This window comes from Pseudomonas sp. GW821-FHT11D10 (assembly GCF_058808435.1).
Genome location: NZ_JBXARR010000006.1, coordinates 193,812 through 211,497 on the forward strand (window position 1 = coordinate 193,812; position 17,686 = coordinate 211,497).

General features: G+C 62.1%; 18 protein-coding genes. 8 read left to right on the plus strand and 10 right to left on the minus strand.

Annotated elements, in window-relative coordinates:
- Positions 1-50: 50 nt before the first annotated feature.
- Positions 51-782, minus strand: coding sequence for a tellurite resistance TerB family protein (locus AC1RT4_RS19270; protein WP_493087098.1), 732 nt, complete (start codon positions 780-782; stop codon positions 51-53).
- 92 nt (positions 783-874) lie between these two features.
- Entirely contained in the window at positions 875-1,609 is a 735-nt protein-coding gene (locus AC1RT4_RS19275) for a GntR family transcriptional regulator (protein ID WP_007957169.1), read from the minus strand.
- 117 nt (positions 1,610-1,726) lie between these two features.
- On the opposite strand from AC1RT4_RS19275, the gene pcaB reads away from it, so the two are divergent.
- The 3 genes from pcaB (at position 1,727) to pcsA (ending at position 5,367) form a co-directional block, all read left to right on the plus strand.
- Entirely contained in the window at positions 1,727-3,082 is a 1,356-nt protein-coding gene (gene pcaB, locus AC1RT4_RS19280; protein ID WP_493087101.1) for a 3-carboxy-cis,cis-muconate cycloisomerase, read from the plus strand.
- Positions 3,083-3,152: 70 nt separating this feature from the next.
- Positions 3,153-4,454 carry a cation:dicarboxylate symporter family transporter gene (locus AC1RT4_RS19285; RefSeq protein WP_221535110.1) on the plus strand — a complete coding sequence of 434 codons (1,302 nt, stop codon included), beginning with the start codon at positions 3,153-3,155 and terminating at the stop codon, positions 4,452-4,454.
- 190 nt (positions 4,455-4,644) lie between these two features.
- On the plus strand, positions 4,645-5,367 hold the full coding sequence (gene pcsA / locus AC1RT4_RS19290) for a phosphatidylcholine synthase (RefSeq protein WP_115079921.1): 723 nt from the start codon (positions 4,645-4,647) through the stop codon (positions 5,365-5,367).
- Between the two features lie 41 nt (positions 5,368-5,408).
- Here pcsA and AC1RT4_RS19295 read toward each other — a convergent pair whose 3' ends face one another.
- Both AC1RT4_RS19295 and AC1RT4_RS19300 read right to left on the minus strand, forming a co-directional pair.
- Positions 5,409-6,221, minus strand: a complete 813-nt coding sequence (locus AC1RT4_RS19295) for a class I SAM-dependent methyltransferase (RefSeq protein ID WP_007957178.1) — start codon at positions 6,219-6,221, stop codon at positions 5,409-5,411.
- A 25-nt stretch (positions 6,222-6,246) separates the two neighbouring features.
- Positions 6,247-6,519: a DUF4242 domain-containing protein gene (locus AC1RT4_RS19300; protein WP_007957179.1), complete on the minus strand. Its 273-nt coding sequence runs from the start codon at positions 6,517-6,519 to the stop codon at positions 6,247-6,249.
- Between the two features lie 229 nt (positions 6,520-6,748).
- Between AC1RT4_RS19300 and AC1RT4_RS19305 the strand changes: the two genes are divergently transcribed.
- The gene (locus AC1RT4_RS19305) at positions 6,749-7,210 is read left to right on the plus strand and encodes a GNAT family N-acetyltransferase (RefSeq protein WP_493087102.1); all 462 of its coding nucleotides are present in this window, start codon (positions 6,749-6,751) and stop codon (positions 7,208-7,210) included.
- A gap of 18 nt (positions 7,211-7,228) precedes the next feature.
- Here the strand turns inward: AC1RT4_RS19305 and AC1RT4_RS19310 are convergent, their stop codons facing one another.
- From AC1RT4_RS19310 to AC1RT4_RS19320, 3 genes are all read right to left on the minus strand, one after another.
- On the minus strand, positions 7,229-8,443 hold the full coding sequence (locus AC1RT4_RS19310) for a cytochrome c biogenesis protein DipZ (protein ID WP_493087103.1): 1,215 nt from the start codon (positions 8,441-8,443) through the stop codon (positions 7,229-7,231).
- Between the two features lie 77 nt (positions 8,444-8,520).
- Positions 8,521-8,817, minus strand: a complete 297-nt coding sequence (locus AC1RT4_RS19315; protein WP_493087104.1) for a hypothetical protein — start codon at positions 8,815-8,817, stop codon at positions 8,521-8,523.
- A 29-nt stretch (positions 8,818-8,846) separates the two neighbouring features.
- Positions 8,847-9,116 carry a DUF2790 domain-containing protein gene (locus AC1RT4_RS19320; RefSeq protein ID WP_493087105.1) on the minus strand — a complete coding sequence of 90 codons (270 nt, stop codon included), beginning with the start codon at positions 9,114-9,116 and terminating at the stop codon, positions 8,847-8,849.
- A 306-nt stretch (positions 9,117-9,422) separates the two neighbouring features.
- Between AC1RT4_RS19320 and AC1RT4_RS19325 the strand changes: the two genes are divergently transcribed.
- Complete coding sequence (locus AC1RT4_RS19325) at positions 9,423-10,163, plus strand: response regulator (protein ID WP_007956289.1); 741 nt, start codon at positions 9,423-9,425, stop codon at positions 10,161-10,163.
- Positions 10,160-11,467 (plus strand): ATP-binding protein, encoded by a 1,308-nt coding sequence (locus tag AC1RT4_RS19330; RefSeq protein ID WP_493087106.1) that lies wholly within the window; start codon positions 10,160-10,162, stop codon positions 11,465-11,467. Before AC1RT4_RS19325 ends, AC1RT4_RS19330 begins: the two co-directional genes overlap by 4 nt.
- A gap of 127 nt (positions 11,468-11,594) precedes the next feature.
- Here AC1RT4_RS19330 and AC1RT4_RS19335 read toward each other — a convergent pair whose 3' ends face one another.
- Positions 11,595-12,344, minus strand: a complete 750-nt coding sequence (locus AC1RT4_RS19335) for an HvfC family RiPP maturation protein (RefSeq protein WP_493087107.1) — start codon at positions 12,342-12,344, stop codon at positions 11,595-11,597.
- Entirely contained in the window at positions 12,337-13,176 is an 840-nt protein-coding gene (locus AC1RT4_RS19340; protein ID WP_493087109.1) for an HvfB family MNIO-type RiPP peptide maturase, read from the minus strand. The genes AC1RT4_RS19335 and AC1RT4_RS19340 overlap by 8 nt, the downstream gene beginning before the upstream one ends.
- 1,282 nt (positions 13,177-14,458) lie before the next feature.
- Between AC1RT4_RS19340 and AC1RT4_RS19345 the strand changes: the two genes are divergently transcribed.
- Together AC1RT4_RS19345 and AC1RT4_RS19350 are read left to right on the plus strand one after the other, a co-directional pair.
- Positions 14,459-15,505 carry a class I SAM-dependent methyltransferase gene (locus tag AC1RT4_RS19345; protein ID WP_493087111.1) on the plus strand — a complete coding sequence of 349 codons (1,047 nt, stop codon included), beginning with the start codon at positions 14,459-14,461 and terminating at the stop codon, positions 15,503-15,505.
- Between the two features lie 81 nt (positions 15,506-15,586).
- Entirely contained in the window at positions 15,587-16,429 is an 843-nt protein-coding gene (locus AC1RT4_RS19350; RefSeq protein WP_493087114.1) for an NAD-dependent protein deacetylase, read from the plus strand.
- A 315-nt stretch (positions 16,430-16,744) separates the two neighbouring features.
- Here AC1RT4_RS19350 and AC1RT4_RS19355 read toward each other — a convergent pair whose 3' ends face one another.
- Positions 16,745-17,635 carry a LysR family transcriptional regulator gene (locus AC1RT4_RS19355; RefSeq protein WP_493087116.1) on the minus strand — a complete coding sequence of 297 codons (891 nt, stop codon included), beginning with the start codon at positions 17,633-17,635 and terminating at the stop codon, positions 16,745-16,747.
- Positions 17,636-17,686: the final 51 nt, after the last annotated feature.

A 17,686-nucleotide genomic window follows, 5' to 3' on the forward strand; every position in this document is an offset into this window, starting at 1 on the left:
GCACGCCACTGGTTTGAACAGAAGCGGTCGAAGGCTGCGAGGTTTTGCGGTCAGGCCGTGCCCTTGGCCTGCTGTTCCAGGTGAACCTGCAAGTCGGGGTCGATCTGCAACGCCGCCGCCAGTTCATCCAGATAATTGCGCTCGGCGTCCTGCTGATCGTCCACCAGCATCACGCTGGCCAGGTACATTTCAGCAGCCATGGCCGGATCGTTCTGTGCCGCCTGGGCCACTTCGGTGGGGTCCAGCGGTTTGGCGACTTCGTCGTCGAGCCATTGCTGCAGGTTAGGGTCATTGGTGTGCTTGCCGATTTCGCTGCTGATCAGGTGCTTTTCCGACTCGTCGATCCGCCCGTCAGCCTTGGCCGCCGCGATCAACGCACGCAGGACGGCGTGGCTGTGTTCTTCGACTTGCGGGCCAGACAGCAGATCCGCGGTTTGCGGGGTTTGCTGCGGCGCAGCGGACGCCTGGCTGCGTTGCCAGGCTTGATACGCCTGGAACGCCATCATGCCCAGCGAGGCCAGCGCCGCATAATTGGTGCCGCCGGAACGACTCTGCGTCCCGCCGCCCAACGCCCCGCCACCGCCGAGCAGTCCACCGAGCAACCCACCCAGACCACCGAGCCCGCCAGCGGGAGAACCGCCGCCGCTGGTGCCGCCACCGCCCAGCAGACCACCGAGCAATCCACCCAGCCCGCCCAGTCCCCCGCCGGCCGACGCGCCACCTTGTTGTCCCGCCGAGGCCTGGCCTCGCAGCAGTTGTTCGAGTAGATCACTGGTGTTCATGACGTCGTCCTCAGGCAAAGGGGTATGACTGCGTCAGGCAACGATAGTCCTCTTGATGCGATGTGCCAGCACCGTTGGGCTGACACCGGGCATCAACCCGGACTCTTTTCCCGGCGCATCTGTGTCACCAGCGTGAAGCGGTCTTCGGGGTGCGTGGTTTCCGATACCACCATCAGGGCGCCGTCCTCGTCACGGTACTGGCGAATGATGTTCAGCCCCGGCGACCCGGCTTCGGCGTTAAGGCTTTTGGCGATCTCCGGACTCAGCAACACCGCGCGCACCTGTTGGTCGACCACGTCGATGTGCCGGCCGAAATGGCGCTCGATCAGGGCGGCGATCAGTTCGTCCGGATGCTGTTCGGCCAGTTCGATGACCTCGGCGTAGGTTTCCTGCGCGTAGACATCGGTCCAGCACAGCGGCGCCCGCCGGTTCTGTTCGTCGACGCGAATGCTCGACACGCAAAAATAATGCTCCCCCGGCTCCATGCCCAGGCGTCGGGCCTGGGCGATGTCGGCGACAAAACGGGAGACGTTCTGAATGCTGCGCATCTGGGTTTCCGCCAGGTGCACCAGGTCGGACACCGAGGCCAGCGACTGCGAGTACCCGCCCTTGGGCGAGACGGACTCGACGCGGGTGCCGACCCGCTTGCGCCGCGAGACCAGCCCCTGATTCTGCAACTGCGTAATGGCCGCCCGCACGGTGTGCCGGCTCACGTCGTACAGCTCGCACAGTTCGAACTCGGTCGGCAGCAGCGATCCGAGCGGATAGCGACCGCTGGAGATGCCCTCCATCAAGTCTTTTGCAACGACCGCATAGCGCGTGTTCATACCTTTCATCAGTCCCGATGGTTAAGCGAGTTGACAGTGTATCAGCGAGGGCGCAAGAATTATGTACGGACATAATAAATATGTCCGATCAATAACAAACATATTCAGGATTCCCTCATGTCCAGCACTGTCTTCGACTCCGCCCTGTTCCGCGACATGTTCGGCACCGCCGAGATGCGCAGCGTGTTTTCCGACCAAGCCCTGATCGAACGCTACATTGAAGTGGAAGTCGCCCTGGCCCGGGCCGAAGCGCGCTGCGGCGTGATCCCGGCGGATGCCGCCGAACAGATTGCCGAGCTGGCGACCTATGCCTCGCTCGATCTGGCATTGATGCAGCACGAGACCGAAATCGTCGGCTACCCGATCCTGCCACTGGTGGAGCAGCTGTCGAAAACCTGCGGTGAAGCCGGCCGTTACGTGCACTGGGGCGCGACCACCCAGGACATCATGGACACTGCGGTCGTCCTGCAAGTCCGCGCTGCGCTGGCCATCGTCGAGCGCGACATTCAAGCGGTACGCGGCTTGCTCGCCGACCTTGCCAAGCGCTATCGCGACACGCCGATGGCCGGCCGCACGCATTTGCAGCACGCACTGCCGATCACTTTCGGCTACAAGTGCGCGGTGTGGCTGAGCATGTTCGACCGCCACGCCGAACGTCTGGTGGAGCTGCGTCCACGAGTGGAATTCGGCCAGTTCGCCGGTGCGGCGGGCACCCTCGCCTCCCTTGGCGACAAAGGCCTGGAAGTGCAGGAAGCACTGATGGCCGAACTGGGCCTGGGCGTGCCTCAAGCCACCTGGCACGTCGCCCGCGATGGTCTGGCAGAAACCCTGAACTTCCTCGGTCTGGTCACCGGCTCGCTGGGCAAGATCGCCCTCGACGTCATGATGATGATGACCAGCGAACTGGGCGAAGTGTACGAGCCGTTCGTCAAGGGCCGTGGCGCCAGCAGCACCATGCCGCAAAAGCGCAATCCGATTTCCTGCGAGCTGATGTATGCCGCTGCCAAAGGCGTACGCCAGCAGGCGGGTCTGATGCTCGACGCGATGATTCAGGACTTCGAGCGCTCCACCGGCCCATGGCAAGCCGAATGGATCGCCATCCCGGAAGCCTTTGCCCTCAGCGCTGCCTCGCTGGGTCAGGCGAAGTTCATGCTCGCCGGCCTTGAAGTGCGCACCGAGCGCATGCGCAAAAACCTCGACATGACCCAGGGCCTGATCGTCGCCGAAGCCGTAATGATGGGGCTGGCGCCGGCACTCGGTCGTCAGGTTGCGCATGACGTGGTCTATGCCGCCTGCCGCATGGCCAACGATCAGGGCACCAGCCTGCTCGACGCGCTGCTGGCCCAGGGTGAAGCCACCGCGCAACTGGATGTCGAGGAACTCAAGCGCCTGACCGATCCGGCCAACTACCTGGGCCTTGCGCCGCAGATGGTCGACATCGCCCTGGCACGTGAGGGTTCGGTCAAACGCTGATCCTCACCGGGCTCGCCGCGCGCGAGCCCTCTGCCCATCGCTCGCCAATAACAACAACGAGACCGCAGACATGACCACCCCCGACAAAAAACCGCTGTACAAGGACCTGACCTTTCAGGTGATCGCCGCCATGCTGCTGGGGATTGCCTTTGGCTTCCTCGCGCCGGAACTGGCGGCCAGCTTCAAGATCCTCGGCGACATATTCCTCAAGCTGATCAAGACCGCCGTCGCGCCGCTGGTGTTTTTCACCGTGGTCCACGGCATCGCCTCGGCCGGCGACATCAAACGCGTGGGCAAAGTCGGCCTGCGTGCGTTGATCTACTTTGAAGTGGTATCGACCATCGCCCTGGCCATCGGCCTGCTCTGGGGCAATTTGCTGAACATCGGCTCCGGCATGCACGACGCTCACCCGAGCAGCGCCACCGCCGCAGCCGCCAGTGCCGCCGTCGCCAAGGGCCATGCCCCGGCGTCGACCCTGGACTTCATCTACGGGATTTTCCCGGACAACTTCGTCGGCGCCTTTGCCGGTGGTCAATTGCTGCAAGTGTTGGTGATTTCGGTGCTGTTCGGCTTCGCCCTGCTGGCGCTGAAACCGGAACGCCGCAGCGTGATCGAGGATGGCCTGAGCCGGGTCTCGGAGTGCTTCTTCGAGTTCATCAACCTGATCATGAAGTTCGCTCCGCTCGGTGCGTTCGGTTCGGTGGCGTACGCGGTTGGCAGCAACGGTTCGGCGGTGCTGATGTCACTGGCCAATCTGGTGCTGATGTTCTACGTCGGCGTGGCGTTTTTCATCTTTGTCGTACTGGGTGCGGTCTGCCGTATTTCCGGGTTCAGCCTGTGGCGGTTCCTCAAGTACATCAAGGATGAGATTTTCATCGTGCTCGGCACTGCTTCGTCGGAAAGCGCCCTGCCGCGCCTGCTGCAGAAACTCGAGAAGTTCGGTTGCTCGAAACAGAGCGTCGGTCTGGTGCTGCCTACCGGTTATGCCTTCAACCTCGACGGCACGTCCATCTATATGTCGCTGTGCGTGCTGTTCATCGCCAATGCCTACGGGGTGCCGATGAGCTGGGAGCAACAACTGGGCACCATCGCGATCATGCTGGTGACCTCAAAAGGCGCGGCGGCGGTATCCGGTGGCAGCTTCGTGGTGTTCGCCGCGACCGTTACGGCGATTGGCGTACTGCCGGTGGAAGGTCTGGCGCTGCTGTTCGGCGTCTACCGCTTCATGTCGATGGCCATCGCCACCTGCAACACCATCGGCAACAGTGTGGCCACCGTGGTGGTGTCGAAGTGGTCAGGCGAGTTCACCGAGCAGACCGCCAAGGCTGAATACAATCGGGTGTTCGGGCGCAGTCCGGAAGCCGCGCTCTGACGGTTACCGATGTCACATAAAAATGCCCCGGCCCTGTCGGGGTATTTTTTTCAGGGCCAGCTAATCTTCAAGAATGGGTGAACCTTGACCCGGCCCGACCGGTCGATAGCTGCAACCCCGACCCGGTTAGTCGCCACCCTTGCTGCCCAAGGGTTTATGCGGCTTGCTGCACTTTCTGGAGAACGCCTTCGTGATATCGACCGTCCACATCGCCAGGCTCAAGGCCTGGGGCGCCCATGGTTTCACCGCGACCGGCGTGGTCACCGCCTTTCTGGCCACCCTTGCCCTGCTGGAAAACCAGCCGACCCACTGCCTGATGTGGCTGGGCGTGGCGCTGATCGTCGACGGCCTCGACGGGGCGCTGGCGCGCAAGGTCAACGTGCAGTCGGTGCTGCCGAGTTTCGACGGATCGATCCTCGATCTGGTGATCGATTACCTGACCTACGTGTTCATTCCCGCGCTGTTCATCTATCGCTACATTCCCCTGCCCGACTACACCCTGCTGCTGACCGTGTCGCTGATTCTGGTGTCGTCGCTGTTCTGCTTCTGCAACGTCAACATGAAGAGCAAGGACAACTACTTCGTCGGCTTCCCTGCCGCGTGGAACGTGGTTGCCTTGTGTCTGTACATCATCGATCCGGGGCCGTGGATCACCTTCCTGACGGTGATTGGCCTGGCGCTGCTGACCGTGACCCGGATGAAATTCCTGCACCCGTTCCGGGTACGCCGGTTCATGCCGATCAACATTGCGGTGACGGCGATCTGGCTGCTGTGCAGTCTGTCGCTGGTGCTGAACCACCCGGTAATCAACCCGCTGGTGATGGGCCTGTGGCTGCTGGCGTCGGCGTACTTCCTCGGCATCTGCATCTGGCGCACGGCGCTGGAGTGGTTTGACAGTGCGCATCTGAAATAGAAAAACCTGTGGGAGCGAGCCGGCTCGCTCCCACAATGGCTTCAGCGTTTGGTAATCACTACCTCCAGATACTCACTCGGCAGCACCATCGATTCCGCCCCCGCCCGATTCAGTCCGTCGATCAGTTGCGTCAAATCCCCTTCCAGCGCCTGCCCGCTCTCCGGCGGCAAGGCCGCGAACGCCTTGTGCACCGGGCCGTACCAGTGGCGAAACACATCAATGAAATGCGCCGCCGAGCGATAGCGGAAGTTGAAGTGGCGGCGAGTCACCTGCACCTGGAACTGGCGATCGTCGAAGTGCGAATGCAGCCAGGCTTCCGCGCCCCAGTTCGAGGGTGGTTGCGCACCGGGTGGCGGTGGCAGGTGCCGGCCGAGGGTCTTGAACATCTGGCCGACGAAGCCTTCCGGTGTCCAGTTGGCCAGACCGATCCGGCCACCACGGCGACAGACCCGCGCCAGCTCCTTGGCCGCTTTCGCCTGATCCGGGGCGAACATCACGCCGAAGGTCGACAGCACCGCGTCGAAACTGGAGTCGGCAAACGGCAGCGCTTCGGCATCGGCGACCTGAAAGGTCACGTCCAGATGCTCGGCGCGCGCCCGGTCCTGGCCGCGCTCCAGCAGCGCCGCGACATAGTCGGTGGACGTCACCAGACAACCCCGGCGTGCCGCCGCCAGCGTGGCATTGCCGTTGCCGGCGGCGACGTCCAGTACTTCTTCATCGCAGCGCAGGTCGCAGGCTTCAGCGAGGGTTTCGCCGACGATCTGCAAGGTGGTGCCGATCACGGCGTAGTCGCCACTGGCCCAGGCGACTTTCTGGCGTTCCTTCAGGGCAGTGAGATCAATGGGGGTACTCATGAATAGGTGCTCCGCGGCAGAGGGGTCAATCGGCGGTGGTCGGGTCGATGATGCTCGTCACCCGGGACACGCTGTTGGCCGGAAATCCCCCACGTTTGGCGTGTTCGCGCACCAGCTCTTCGTTGGGTGCGATGTACACGCAATAGATCTTGTCGGCAGTCACATAACTCTGCAGCCACTGCACCTCCGGCCCCAGTTCACGCAGCACGTTGCAGGACGTTTGCGATACGGCCTTGAGTTCTTGCTCCGATAGCTTTCCGGCTCCTGGAATCTCGCGTTCAATCACGAACTTCGGCATGGCAACCTCGCTTTCTTTTTATGGATGTCAGAGCCGTGGCGGCCCTGCTCGCCCACTATCGCGCGGGCGCTGTGCGGCGTCCCTGCCAATCGTCCGGAGAGCCCGTAAAACCGGGCGCTGGCCGATGAATGGCGGGATTTTGTAAAGGCCCCGAAACACTGCCGGGGGGTTGCCAACGCGCCGGAGGATCGGCTCTCATGCAGGCCCTCCCCCGGAACGGAATTCGATCATGTCCTTGCGCATCGAATGGCTCGCCGATCACATGCAACACAGCGACACTTACGCGGCGTGGATCCACCAACAGTTTCATTACGAATATGCCGAGCAGCCCCTGGCCGAATGGCAGCGCGAATTTGCCGAGGGCCAGACCAATGGCGACTGGCATTGCCTGATTGCGCTGGACGGGGATCGACTGCTGGGCGGTGCGGCATTGGCACGGGCGGACCTTGCCCTTCGACCGGATCTGGGGCCGTGGCTGGCCTGTGTGCTGGTCAGCCCTGAGTCACGCGGCCAGGGTCTGGCAGAAAGGCTGATCGAGGGAATTGCTGAAGAAGCGAAACACCGGGGCCTGCCGCGTTTCTACCTGCACACCCAAAGCAAACAGGACTATTACGCCAAACGCGGCTGGACGGTGCTGGAGCGTTTTCACGCCTGGGGCAACGAACAATGGCTCATGGTGCGCGACCTGTGAGCCATTGAATTTTGCGGTTTACGCAGCCGGCGCCTTGGCCTCTTTGAGCAGTTGCTGAATCATCTGCTCCTGCGCCTGGTAACTGCCTTCGCCGAAGTGGGTGTAACGCACCTGCCCCTTGGCGTCGACCAGGTAATGCGCCGGCCAGTACTGGTTATCGAAGTTGCGCCAGATCGCGTAGTTATTGTCGACGGCCACCGGGTAGGTGATGCCGAGCTTCTGCACCTGATCCTTGACGTTGTCGATGATCCGCTCGTAGCCGTATTCCGGGGTGTGCACGCCGATCACCACCAGGCCGTCCTTGCCGTACTTCTTCTCCCACTCCTTCACGTACGGCAGGGTGTGCTGGCAGTTGATGCAGTCGTAGGTCCAGAAGTCCACCAGCACCACTTTGCCGCGCAGGGATTGCGCCGTCAGTTCCGGCGAGTTCAGCCATTGCACCGCGCCGGACAGCGACGGCATCGCGCCTTTGCCGGCTTCGTCTTCGGTCGAGTCCGCACGGACTTTGCTGACGAAGTAGTCCACCACCTTCGGCACGTTTTCCAGCACGCTTTTCTCGACCGACGCCACGCCTTGGGATGAGGTGTTGGCCAACAGCAGGTTATCGGCACCGGTGGCGATCACCGCCGCCGTCGCCAGCACCGCGACACCCACACCGCGGCGGAACCAGCCGGTGAACGGAATCGACGGTTTCAGCCGGTTGACCAGGCCGCGACCGGCGAAGATCAGCGTCCCCAGCGACAGCGCACTGCCCGCGCCGTAGGCCAGCAGCAACAGGCTGGTCTGGGCGTTGGCGCCTTGCAGCATGGCGCCGGTGAGGATCACGCCGAGGATCGGGCCGGCGCACGGCGCCCACAACAGACCGGTGGCGACACCAATCATGATCGACGCCATCGGGCCGGCCTTTTTCCGACTGTCCGGGTCGAGGCGATTGCCCAGCAGCACGAAGGGCCGGGCCAGCCAGTCACCGATGCGCGCGGAAATCAGCGACAACGCAAACAGCACCATCACCGCCAGCGCAATGTGGCGACCGGTGTTGCTGGCCTCGATCACCCACTCGCTGCTGACCACCGCCAGGCTGGAGATCAGGGCAAAGGTCAGGGCCATGCCGCCGAGGGTCAGCAGGATCGAAGAACGGGTACGGTCGGCTCCGGCGAACAGAAACGGCACCACCGGGAGAATGCACGGACTGAGGACAGTCAACAGACCGCCCAGGAAAGCGATGAGAAACATGAGGTTCACCTTTTGAATGAGGGGTGGTCTGTTGACTGGGTCGGGGGCCGCTCGTTACGAGCAGCCCCCTTCAATCCTCAAGCCGTCTGGCTGTCCAGCCATTGGCTTTGCGGCGTACGGCTGGCACCGTTTTCAGCCACCATCTGACCTTGCGGCGTATGGCTGGAACCGTCGGCGGCGACCCTCTGCCCCTGCGGTGTGCGGCTGGCGCCGTCGGCAGCGATCAGGCCGTCGCTGCCCGGCTTGGCCACCGGGGCCAGTTGGAAGCAGGTGCTGCTGCCACAGCTGTTCTGTTCGACGGCAGCGTTGGCGTGGGCCGCGACACCGGCGAGGGAGAAGGCAACAGCGGTCAGATAGCGCGATACGTTGTTCATGGCGATGTTCCTTTTATAGAGGTGGGTAATCAGTTGTCTTCGTTGCAGCCGTCGGCGAATTTGCGGTAGTCGAGCACCTGGGTCTTGCCGGCCGAATCGAGGTAGGTCAGGCGAGCGTCGACGATGCCGCAGGTCATCGAGTTGTCCTGTTTCAGCGACACCACTTTCTGGATGTCCAGATGATTGCCGTAGGAGTAGGTTTGCGGAGTGACATCGGCTTCGGCGCGGGCCGACAGGGTGCAGATGTTCAAAGCGGCAAACAGGCAGGCGGCAGCGATCGATTTGGTCTTGGTGTTCATGGCGTTTTCCTCGGGGCTTCAATGGTTGAATCGTTGAGTGGGCCGAGGCGTTCTGTGTGTGCCTCGATGGAGCTCATTTAAAGCTCGCGAGGTATCGCGCATGTGTCGGCAAATGCCGTGTATAAATCGCTACGTATCCGCGCGCGCCCGGGATACACAGCGATACAAAACCCTGTAAAAATCCGCTTTTTGCGTCGGCGTGTATCCGTCACAGCGCTGGATACACTGCAATACAAAGGCAGGCAGGCGGCCTCACGCAGGCTCGATAGACTGCCCGGCAATCCCCTTTGATTGAGGTTTGGCCCCATGGAACATGTCGATCACATCCTGATCGTCGACGACGACCGCGAGATTCGCGAACTGGTCGGCAATTATCTGAAGAAGAACGGCCTGCGCACCACGGTAGTTGCCGATGGCCGGCAGATGCGCAGTTTTCTGGAAGCCAACACCGTCGACCTGATCGTGCTCGACATCATGATGCCCGGCGACGACGGCCTGCTGCTGTGCCGCGAATTGCGCTCGGGCAAACACAGGGCGACGCCGATCCTGATGCTCACCGCACGCAATGATGAAACCGACCGCATCCTCGGCCTGGAAATGGGCGCCGACGACTACCTGACCAAACCGTTCGCCGCCCGCGAACTGCTGGCACGGATCAATGCCGTGCTGCGACGCACACGGATGCTGCCGCCGAATCTGGTGGTGACCGAAAGCGGCCGGCTGCTGGCGTTCGGTCGCTGGCAGCTCGACACGTCGGCCCGGCATCTGCTGGACAAGGACGGCACCATGGTCGCGCTCAGTGGCGCGGAATACCGATTGCTGCGAGTGTTCCTCGACCATCCGCAACGGGTGCTGAGCCGCGATCAATTGCTCAACCTGACCCAGGGCCGCGACGCTGATCTGTTCGACCGTTCCATCGATCTGCTGGTCAGCCGTCTGCGCCAGCGCCTGCTGGATGACGCCCGCGAACCGGCCTACATCAAGACCGTGCGCAGCGAAGGCTATGTGTTCTCGCTGCCGGTCGAAGTCCTCGGAGCCCCCGCATGAATGTCGCCCTGCGCTGGCCGCGCACCCTTGCCTCCCGGTTGTCGCTGATTTTCCTGATCGGCCTGATCCTCGCTCAGGCGCTGTCGTTCGGTGCGCAATATTACGAGCGCTACGAAAGTGCGAAGAACACCATGCTCGGCAACCTCGAAACCGACGTCTCGACCTCGATTGCCATCCTCGACCGCCTGCCCGCCGAAGAGCGCCCGATGTGGCTCAAGCGCCTGGCCCGCAACAACTACGGTTACCTGCTGAGCGAAGGCGAACCGGGCACCCCGATCGGTCCGGGTGAAGTGCCAATTGCGGTGACCTCGATCACTGATGCGATCGGCGAAGCGTACCCGCTGACCTTCACCGACATTCCCGGCCCGAAAAAACACTTTCAGGGCCACCTGCGCCTGAGCGACGGCAGCCCGGTGACCATCGATGTGCGTCCGTCGATGGTGCCGCTGTCGCCGTGGCTGCCGGTGGTGTTGCTCGGGCAACTGGCGCTGATGCTCGCGTGCACCTGGCTGGCGGTGCGCATCGCCATCCGCCCCCTCACCCGCCTCGCCAACGCGGTGGAAACCCTCGACCCCAACGCCCACCCGATCAACCTCGACGAAAAAGGCCCGAACGAAGTGGCCTACGCCGCCCGCGCCTTCAACTCGATGCAGGCGCGCATCGCCGCGTACCTGAAGGAACGCATGCAACTGCTGGCGGCGATCTCCCACGACCTGCAAACCCCGATCACCCGCATGAAACTGCGGGCAGAGTTCATGGACGATTCGGCCGAGAAAGACAAACTGTGGAACGACCTCGGCGAGATGGAGCATCTGGTGCGCGAAGGCGTGGCCTACGCCCGCAGCATCCACGGCTCGACCGAAGAAAGCCGGCGCACCAACCTGGATTCATTCCTCGACAGCCTGGTGTTCGACTATCAGGACATGGGCAAGGAGGTGCAGTTGAGCGGCAAGAGTGAGGCGGTCATCGACACGCGCCCCCACGCGTTGCGCCGGGTGCTGGTCAACCTGACCGACAACGCGCTGAAATTCGCCGGGGCTGCCGAGTTGCTGATTCAGCGGGACAAAAGCGGCCTGTCGATCAAGGTCATGGATCGCGGCCCGGGCATCGCCGAAGAGGAACTGGCCCAGGTGATGGAGCCGTTCTACCGCGTGGAAAACTCGCGCAACCGCAGCACCGGCGGCACCGGGTTGGGGCTGGCGATTGCCCAGCAACTGGCGATGGCGCTGGGTGGTTCGCTGACGTTGAGCAATCGCGACGGTGGCGGGTTGTGTGCGGAGCTGAAGTTGCCCCTGCACACCTGAAGAAAACATAAATCCCTGTGGGAGCGGGCTTGCCCGCGAAGGCGTCCGTTCAGTCGATGAATATATTGGCTGTACCGGCCTCTTCGCGGGCAAGCCCGCTCCCACAGGATTTGCGGTGTTTGCGAAATCAGGTAATGCCTAACACACCGTCCTCATGCATCTGCCGCAACAACGCCAAACCACTGTCCATGAACGATGCCGTTACCGGCAAACCCGCCTCCATCGCCAGCCCTTCCAATTGTTCACGACCGTTCAGCGCAGGGAACTCGCCAATGCGCTGCAACAACCGCCAGGCCAGCGGGCTCAGCTCGGAAAACTTCACACTGAAATCTACCGCACGCCGTACCAGCAACAACGTTGGCTGGGCCGGTGGTGTAGACGGTTGATGGTCAGGGCTGAGAATTTGCACCGGCCATGTGTACGCCAACGGCCAGGCCAGTGCCGAAACCTGCAACGGCTGATCCAGCAACCGCGCCGGATCACTCGCGGGCAAAGGTTCGGCGTCGGACTGCTGCAACACCATTTCCACCCACTCGTAGTGCGCCAGCTCCACCAGAAACGTCGGCCATTTTCCGTCATTCAACACCGCCGGCTCCGACGCGAGGTAACCGACGAACTCCTCGGCGATCTCACCGAATTTCGGCGTCTGCGCGCGGTAGTCCCGCAGAAAGCCGCGGATCAACGTGCGCCAGCGTTCCTGACCGATGATCCGGATCAACACCGGAAATGTGCTACCCAGCAGTTGCGTGACGTTGTTGAACACCAGGTCGCGATAGACATTGACCCGCGCAGCGTTCATGTCGGCGGGCGGCGCTTCATGTTCTGGATCGCGCAAATAGCGGGTCAGCGCCTGTTGTTGCAGCAGAAGATTATCCACGCGAGCCTCCTTCGGTTTGCAGGCGGCGGATGGTTTGCAGTTCGGCCACCAGTTCAGAAAACGCCGGGAAATTGAAATCCCGCTCCAGCAAGGTCGGCTGCGCGCCGAATCGGCCATAGGCGTCGGCCAGCAACGCCCAGACCACCGGTTTGACCGAGGCGCCATGGGTGTCGATCTTCAGCGTGTCGGACTCATCAAAGTGCCCCGCCACGTGCATCCCGACCACCCGGCCCGGCTCGATGGCGGCCAGAAATGTCTGCGGATCGAAACCGTGGTTGATCGAGTTGACGTAGACGTTGTTGACGTCCAGCAGCAGGTCGCAATCGGCCTCGCGCAGCACGGCGTTGGTGAAGGTCACTTCGTCCATGTCCTGCCGGGGCGCGGCGTAGTAGGAAACGTTTTCCACCGCCAGCCGCCGGCCGAGAATGTCCTGGGCCTGGCGGATCCGCGCGGCGACGTGGTGCACCGCCTCTTCGGTGAACGGCAACGGCAGCAGGTCATAGAGGTGGCCGTCGTCGCTGCAATAACTCAGGTGTTCGCTGTACAGCGGCACTTTGTGATGATCGAGAAAGGTCCGCACTTCCCGGAGAAAACCGACGTCCAGCGGCGCCGAGCCACCGAGCGACAACGACAGCCCGTGGCAGGACAACGGATATCGCTCGGCCAGCTCGCGCAGCGCGGCGCCATGGGCACCGCCGACGCCGATCCAGTTTTCCGGGGCGACTTCAAGAAAGTCGAAATCGCCGGTGCGAGCGGCCTGCAGGTCTTTCATCAGGCCGCGACGCAGGCCGAGCCCGACGCTGGCCTGCAAGGAGGGGTGGGGAATCTGCATGGGCAAGGTCTCTGCTGAGGAGCCGCCTGGTGCGGCGACTGACAGGCTCAGTTAAACCGGCGGGTGTATCGCGGCTGTGTGGGCAATGCGCAGGAAGTGGCGGGTTTTGTATCGGCGGCAGGCCTGTACACAATGGGATACAGACTCGCTGCCTTCTTCGTGAGCGGCGAATTCATCGGTTTAAACCAACTCAAAAACTGCACATACAACCCTGTTTATCCAGAGCTTACGGAAGGCACCTACAGATGCCGGCGAAATGCCCTACCCTCACACGAGAACCGGCTGATTGAATTATCATTTTTGACAGATTAATGAAGCAAAAAAAAAAACCCGTATCAGCCGAAACTGACACGGGTTCTCCCCCACATCAACGACAGTTACTTCAGGTCGTCAAAGTGGTCTCGCAGGAACTCGTAAAAGCGAAACGCTTTCAACAATCTCCATACGAGGCTCAACGTACGCAACAAAAGCTTCATACGTTTTGGCCTCCAAGGTTGGGGGCCAAACCTCCAGCGCACTTACCGGATCACGCGTACCTTCGGAAGAACACGCCAGTACTTCCGGTGAGGCGGCCGGTTGAAATCCCTCCGAATCATCATTCCGGCACGGGTGCAAAACCGTGTCAGAGGGCGTGAAACCGTTAGGCCACCAGCCAAACCCTACCGCTGCACCAGGGTGTGAGCGCGGGCATATTAACCCAGAATCGCAGGTGGTAAGTCTCGGCCCAGTGATTCTTAAATGAAAGAAGCGCGCATTTTGTAAACCGTTATTTCTGTCAGCACTGCTCTCCTACATCAGGCACTGAAAACACGGTCCAGGATCTCAAATACACCCACTCATGGCGGGTAAAAATTACGTTGCAAGGATAGGCAAAGCTCAATAACATGACCTCTACGCCAGTGCTTCCGGTGAGACGCACTAAGCCTCAGCCGCAATCTGAGGCTTGCTAAAAAACCGCCCCGCAAGGCGGTTTTTTTTCGCCCATCATTTGCTCCAGGCGGACATGGGCCGGCGCTTTGTCTTGGCCTCTTAGCGGAATCAAATTCGGGAGCCCACGCTAAGGTGGAAGAGCGCACCATCGCGACACACAACGATTCACAGCCTCGAAATCCACACAGCCCGCTCCCGCCGGCGCCAACAGCGGCTAGACTCAATCAGTACCCAGTCGAGGGGGACGCAGGACAGCAGTGTCGCCCTGCCCGTTTCCACGACCACCGCCCGGTGGTGAATGCCTCGACCCCCAACGCCACCGGACTGTGATCCTGTCAAAGGAGCACATGAAATGGACGAGGCCAGACTCAACGAATTCATGGGCAAACTGGTCAACGACATGGGCGGCGCGGCGATGCTGGCCAATGTCATTGTCGGCGAAGAACTCGGCCTGTATCGGGCAATGGCCGACAGCCAGCCGATCAGCGCCGAATCCCTCGCAGCAAAAACCACCTGCAACCCGCGCCTGGTGCGCGAATGGCTGAGCGCCCACGCGGCGTCCGGCTACATGGAACATCACGACGGCAAGTTTCGTCTGCCGGAAGAACAGGCGCTGGCCCTGGCCAAGGAGGACTCGCCGGTGTACGTGGCCGGCGGGCTCGGCGTGGTGGCGTCGTTTTTCCATGACAAGGACAAACTGGTCAAAGCCATGCGCGGCAACGGCGCCCTGCCCTGGGGTGATCACCATCCGTGCATGTTCACTGGCACCGAGCGCTTCTTTCGTCCCGGCTACAAGGGGCATTTGATCGCCGAATGGCTGCCGGCGCTGGACGGCGTGGTGGCCAAACTCGAAGAAGGCGCCAAGGTCGCCGACATCGGCTGCGGTCACGGTGCGTCCACGGTCATCATGGCCCAGGCCTATCCCAACTCGCGGTTCGTCGGCTTCGACTATCACGCGCCTTCGATCACCGTGGCCACCCAACGGGCCGAAGAAGGCGGCGTCAGCAGTCGCGCGCGGTTCTTCCAGGGCACGGCGAAAAGCTATCCCGGCGATGACTATGACCTGATCTGCTATTTCGACTGCCTGCACGACATGGGCGATCCGGTCGGGGCGGCGAAGCATGCGTTTGAATCCCTGAAAGACGACGGCACGGTGCTGCTGGTCGAGCCGTTCGCCAATGACACCCTGGACGAAAACATCACGCCGGTCGGGCGCTTGTTCTATGCCGCGTCAACGTTCATCTGCACGCCGAACTCGCTGTCCCAGGAAGTGGGACTCGGCCTCGGTGCGCAGGCCGGCGAGTCGCGCTTGCGCAAGGTGTTTACCGAAGCAGGCTTCAAACACTTTCGGCGGGCGACGCAGACGCCGTTCAACCTGATTCTGGAGGCACGCAAGTAACCTCGGGCAGCGGACGCCTCTGAAAAGAGGCGTCCGTCGGTGCTAACCTGCAAGGCACTTACCGCCTGCGGAGCGCTGATCATGCTCGACCGTCCCCTCCCCGACCCGCTCGACTATCTGCAACAGGTCATGGCCGACGGCGACTTCATTGTGCTGACCGGCGCCGGCATCAGCACGCCGTCAGGCATTCCGGACTACCGCGATACCGACGGCGTGCGCCGTGGCCGGCAGCCGATGATGTACCAGGAATTCCTCGCCGCCCCGGAATCGCGCCGCCGCTACTGGGCCCGGGCGATGCTCGGCTGGCCGCGCGTGCGCCAGGCGCAGCCGAACGCCGCCCATGAGGCGCTGGCCAGTCTGCAAAGCCACGGCCGGATCGGCGGTTTGATCACCCAGAATGTCGACACCCTGCACGATCAGGCCGGCAGTCACGACGTCATCGAACTTCACGGCAGCCTGCACCGGGTGCTGTGTCTGGATTGCGGGCAGCGCAGCGAGCGGGATTCGATTCAGCAATTGATGGAAACGCAGAACCCGTATCTGGCGGGTGTCGATGCCGTCCAGGCACCGGACGGCGACACCTTGCTCGACCCGGCCTTCGAGGCGCGCTTTCAGGTGCCGCACTGCCCGCATTGCGCAGGCGAACGGATGAAACCGGACGTGGTGTTTTTTGGGGAGAACGTGGCGCAGCCAACGGCGGCGCGGGCCATGGCGCTGGCGGAAAATGCCGCCGGGATGCTGGTGGTTGGTTCGTCGTTGATGGCGTATTCGGCGTTTCGCCTGTGCCGGGTGATTGCGGATCGGGGCAAGCCGCTGATTGCGATCAACCTAGGGAAAACGCGGGCGGATGAGTTGCTGGATTTGAAGATTGAAGCGTCTTGTGAGGCGTTATTGCCGCTGTTGGCTCAAGCGATGAATGGTTGATGCCGGGAGGGAGGTGTCCGGCTTGAGATCCCAACCCCTCACCCTAGCCCTCTCCCAAGGGAGAGGGAACTGACCGTGTTTTACTTTCGAAGTACATCGACCTGGATTACCGAGTTGAGCTCAGGTTTTGGAAGGCATGAAGATCGGCTCCCTTTCCCCTCTCCCTCTTGGGGGAGAGGGAACGGACCGAGTTGAACTCAAGAGTTGAAAGGCTGAATCCATAATCGACTCGGTGTTTCAGGTCGATGAATTTAACAGCACGACTCGGTCGGCTCCCTCTCCCTCCGGGAGAGGGCTGGGGTGAGGGTAGCGGACTCACTGACACTCAAAATCCTCAGCCTTGAGAATGTCAAAAAGCGCCTGCGCCGCCGCCGACAGTTCATTCCCCGGATCCGTCAGCACGCCAATCGCCCGCTCCACCACCGGCTCGTGCAAGGTCAGGCAATGCGCGCCCAGTTCTCGCATCTGCCCGGCACACAACGCCGGCACCGCACTGACGCCCAGCCCGCTCGCCACCATCCGCCCCACCGTCGCCAGTTGATGGCTTTCAAACTCCACCGGCAGCTTCATCCCTCGGGCCTGCAAGTGTTCTTCCAGCATCACCCGAACCGTGGACGGTCGTTGCAGGGTGATGAACGGTTCCTGCAGCAAGGTCTGCCAATCAATGTCGCTCCGATCGGCCAGTGGCGAATCCTGCGGCACCACGGCGACGAAACGATCCCGGTAAAGCGGCGTGAACGTCAGCGAGGTGTTCTGCATCGGCTCGAAGGCCACGCCGAGTTCGACCTGGCGATCGCGGACCATCTCCAGCACTTGCTCATTGATCACGTCGTTGACCGTGACGTTGACGTTCGGATAACGCGCGCGGAAGGTCTTGAGGATCGGCGGCAGCAGGTTGCCGGCAAACGACGGCATCGCCGCCAGCGTGACCCGTCCGCGCTGGAGGCTGAAGCGCTGGCGCATTTCGTCTTCGGCGTTGTCCCAGTCGGCGATCAGGCGCCGGGCCAGCGGCAGCAGCGATTCGCCTTCCGGAGTCAGCGCCACGTTTCGCGTGTTGCGGCTGAACAGGCGCCCGCCCAGGCCTTCTTCCAGCGCCTTGATGGTCAGGCTCAACGCCGATTGCGAGAGGTGCAGGCGCTCGCAGGCCACAGCAAAGCTCAGGCTCTGGGCGACGGCGAGAAACGCGCGGATCTGCTTGATGGTCATGGTCGTGTCACTTGAAGGGCTAAGCTGAATATCCGCCCGCCAGCCATGGCG

Excerpts from the sequence above, each read along its gene's own strand:
- AC1RT4_RS19285 (WP_221535110.1), top strand. The coding sequence starts at position 3,153 with ATGACCACCCCCGACAAAAAACCGCTGTACAAGGACCTGACCTTTCAG.
- AC1RT4_RS19325 (WP_007956289.1), top strand. The coding sequence starts at position 9,423 with ATGGAACATGTCGATCACATCCTGATCGTCGACGACGACCGCGAGATT.
- AC1RT4_RS19340 (WP_493087109.1), bottom strand. The coding sequence starts at position 13,176 with ATGCAGATTCCCCACCCCTCCTTGCAGGCCAGCGTCGGGCTCGGCCTG.
- AC1RT4_RS19350 (WP_493087114.1), top strand. The coding sequence starts at position 15,587 with ATGCTCGACCGTCCCCTCCCCGACCCGCTCGACTATCTGCAACAGGTC.
- AC1RT4_RS19320 (WP_493087105.1), bottom strand. The coding sequence starts at position 9,116 with ATGAACACCAAGACCAAATCGATCGCTGCCGCCTGCCTGTTTGCCGCT.
- AC1RT4_RS19315 (WP_493087104.1), bottom strand. The coding sequence starts at position 8,817 with ATGAACAACGTATCGCGCTATCTGACCGCTGTTGCCTTCTCCCTCGCC.
- AC1RT4_RS19310 (WP_493087103.1), bottom strand. The coding sequence starts at position 8,443 with ATGTTTCTCATCGCTTTCCTGGGCGGTCTGTTGACTGTCCTCAGTCCG.
- pcaB (WP_493087101.1), top strand. The coding sequence starts at position 1,727 with ATGTCCAGCACTGTCTTCGACTCCGCCCTGTTCCGCGACATGTTCGGC.
- AC1RT4_RS19275 (WP_007957169.1), bottom strand. The coding sequence starts at position 1,609 with ATGAACACGCGCTATGCGGTCGTTGCAAAAGACTTGATGGAGGGCATC.
- AC1RT4_RS19300 (WP_007957179.1), bottom strand. The coding sequence starts at position 6,519 with ATGCCGAAGTTCGTGATTGAACGCGAGATTCCAGGAGCCGGAAAGCTA.
- AC1RT4_RS19345 (WP_493087111.1), top strand. The coding sequence starts at position 14,459 with ATGGACGAGGCCAGACTCAACGAATTCATGGGCAAACTGGTCAACGAC.
- AC1RT4_RS19330 (WP_493087106.1), top strand. The coding sequence starts at position 10,160 with ATGAATGTCGCCCTGCGCTGGCCGCGCACCCTTGCCTCCCGGTTGTCG.
- AC1RT4_RS19355 (WP_493087116.1), bottom strand. The coding sequence starts at position 17,635 with ATGACCATCAAGCAGATCCGCGCGTTTCTCGCCGTCGCCCAGAGCCTG.
- AC1RT4_RS19305 (WP_493087102.1), top strand. The coding sequence starts at position 6,749 with ATGTCCTTGCGCATCGAATGGCTCGCCGATCACATGCAACACAGCGAC.
- AC1RT4_RS19270 (WP_493087098.1), bottom strand. The coding sequence starts at position 782 with ATGAACACCAGTGATCTACTCGAACAACTGCTGCGAGGCCAGGCCTCG.
- AC1RT4_RS19295 (WP_007957178.1), bottom strand. The coding sequence starts at position 6,221 with ATGAGTACCCCCATTGATCTCACTGCCCTGAAGGAACGCCAGAAAGTC.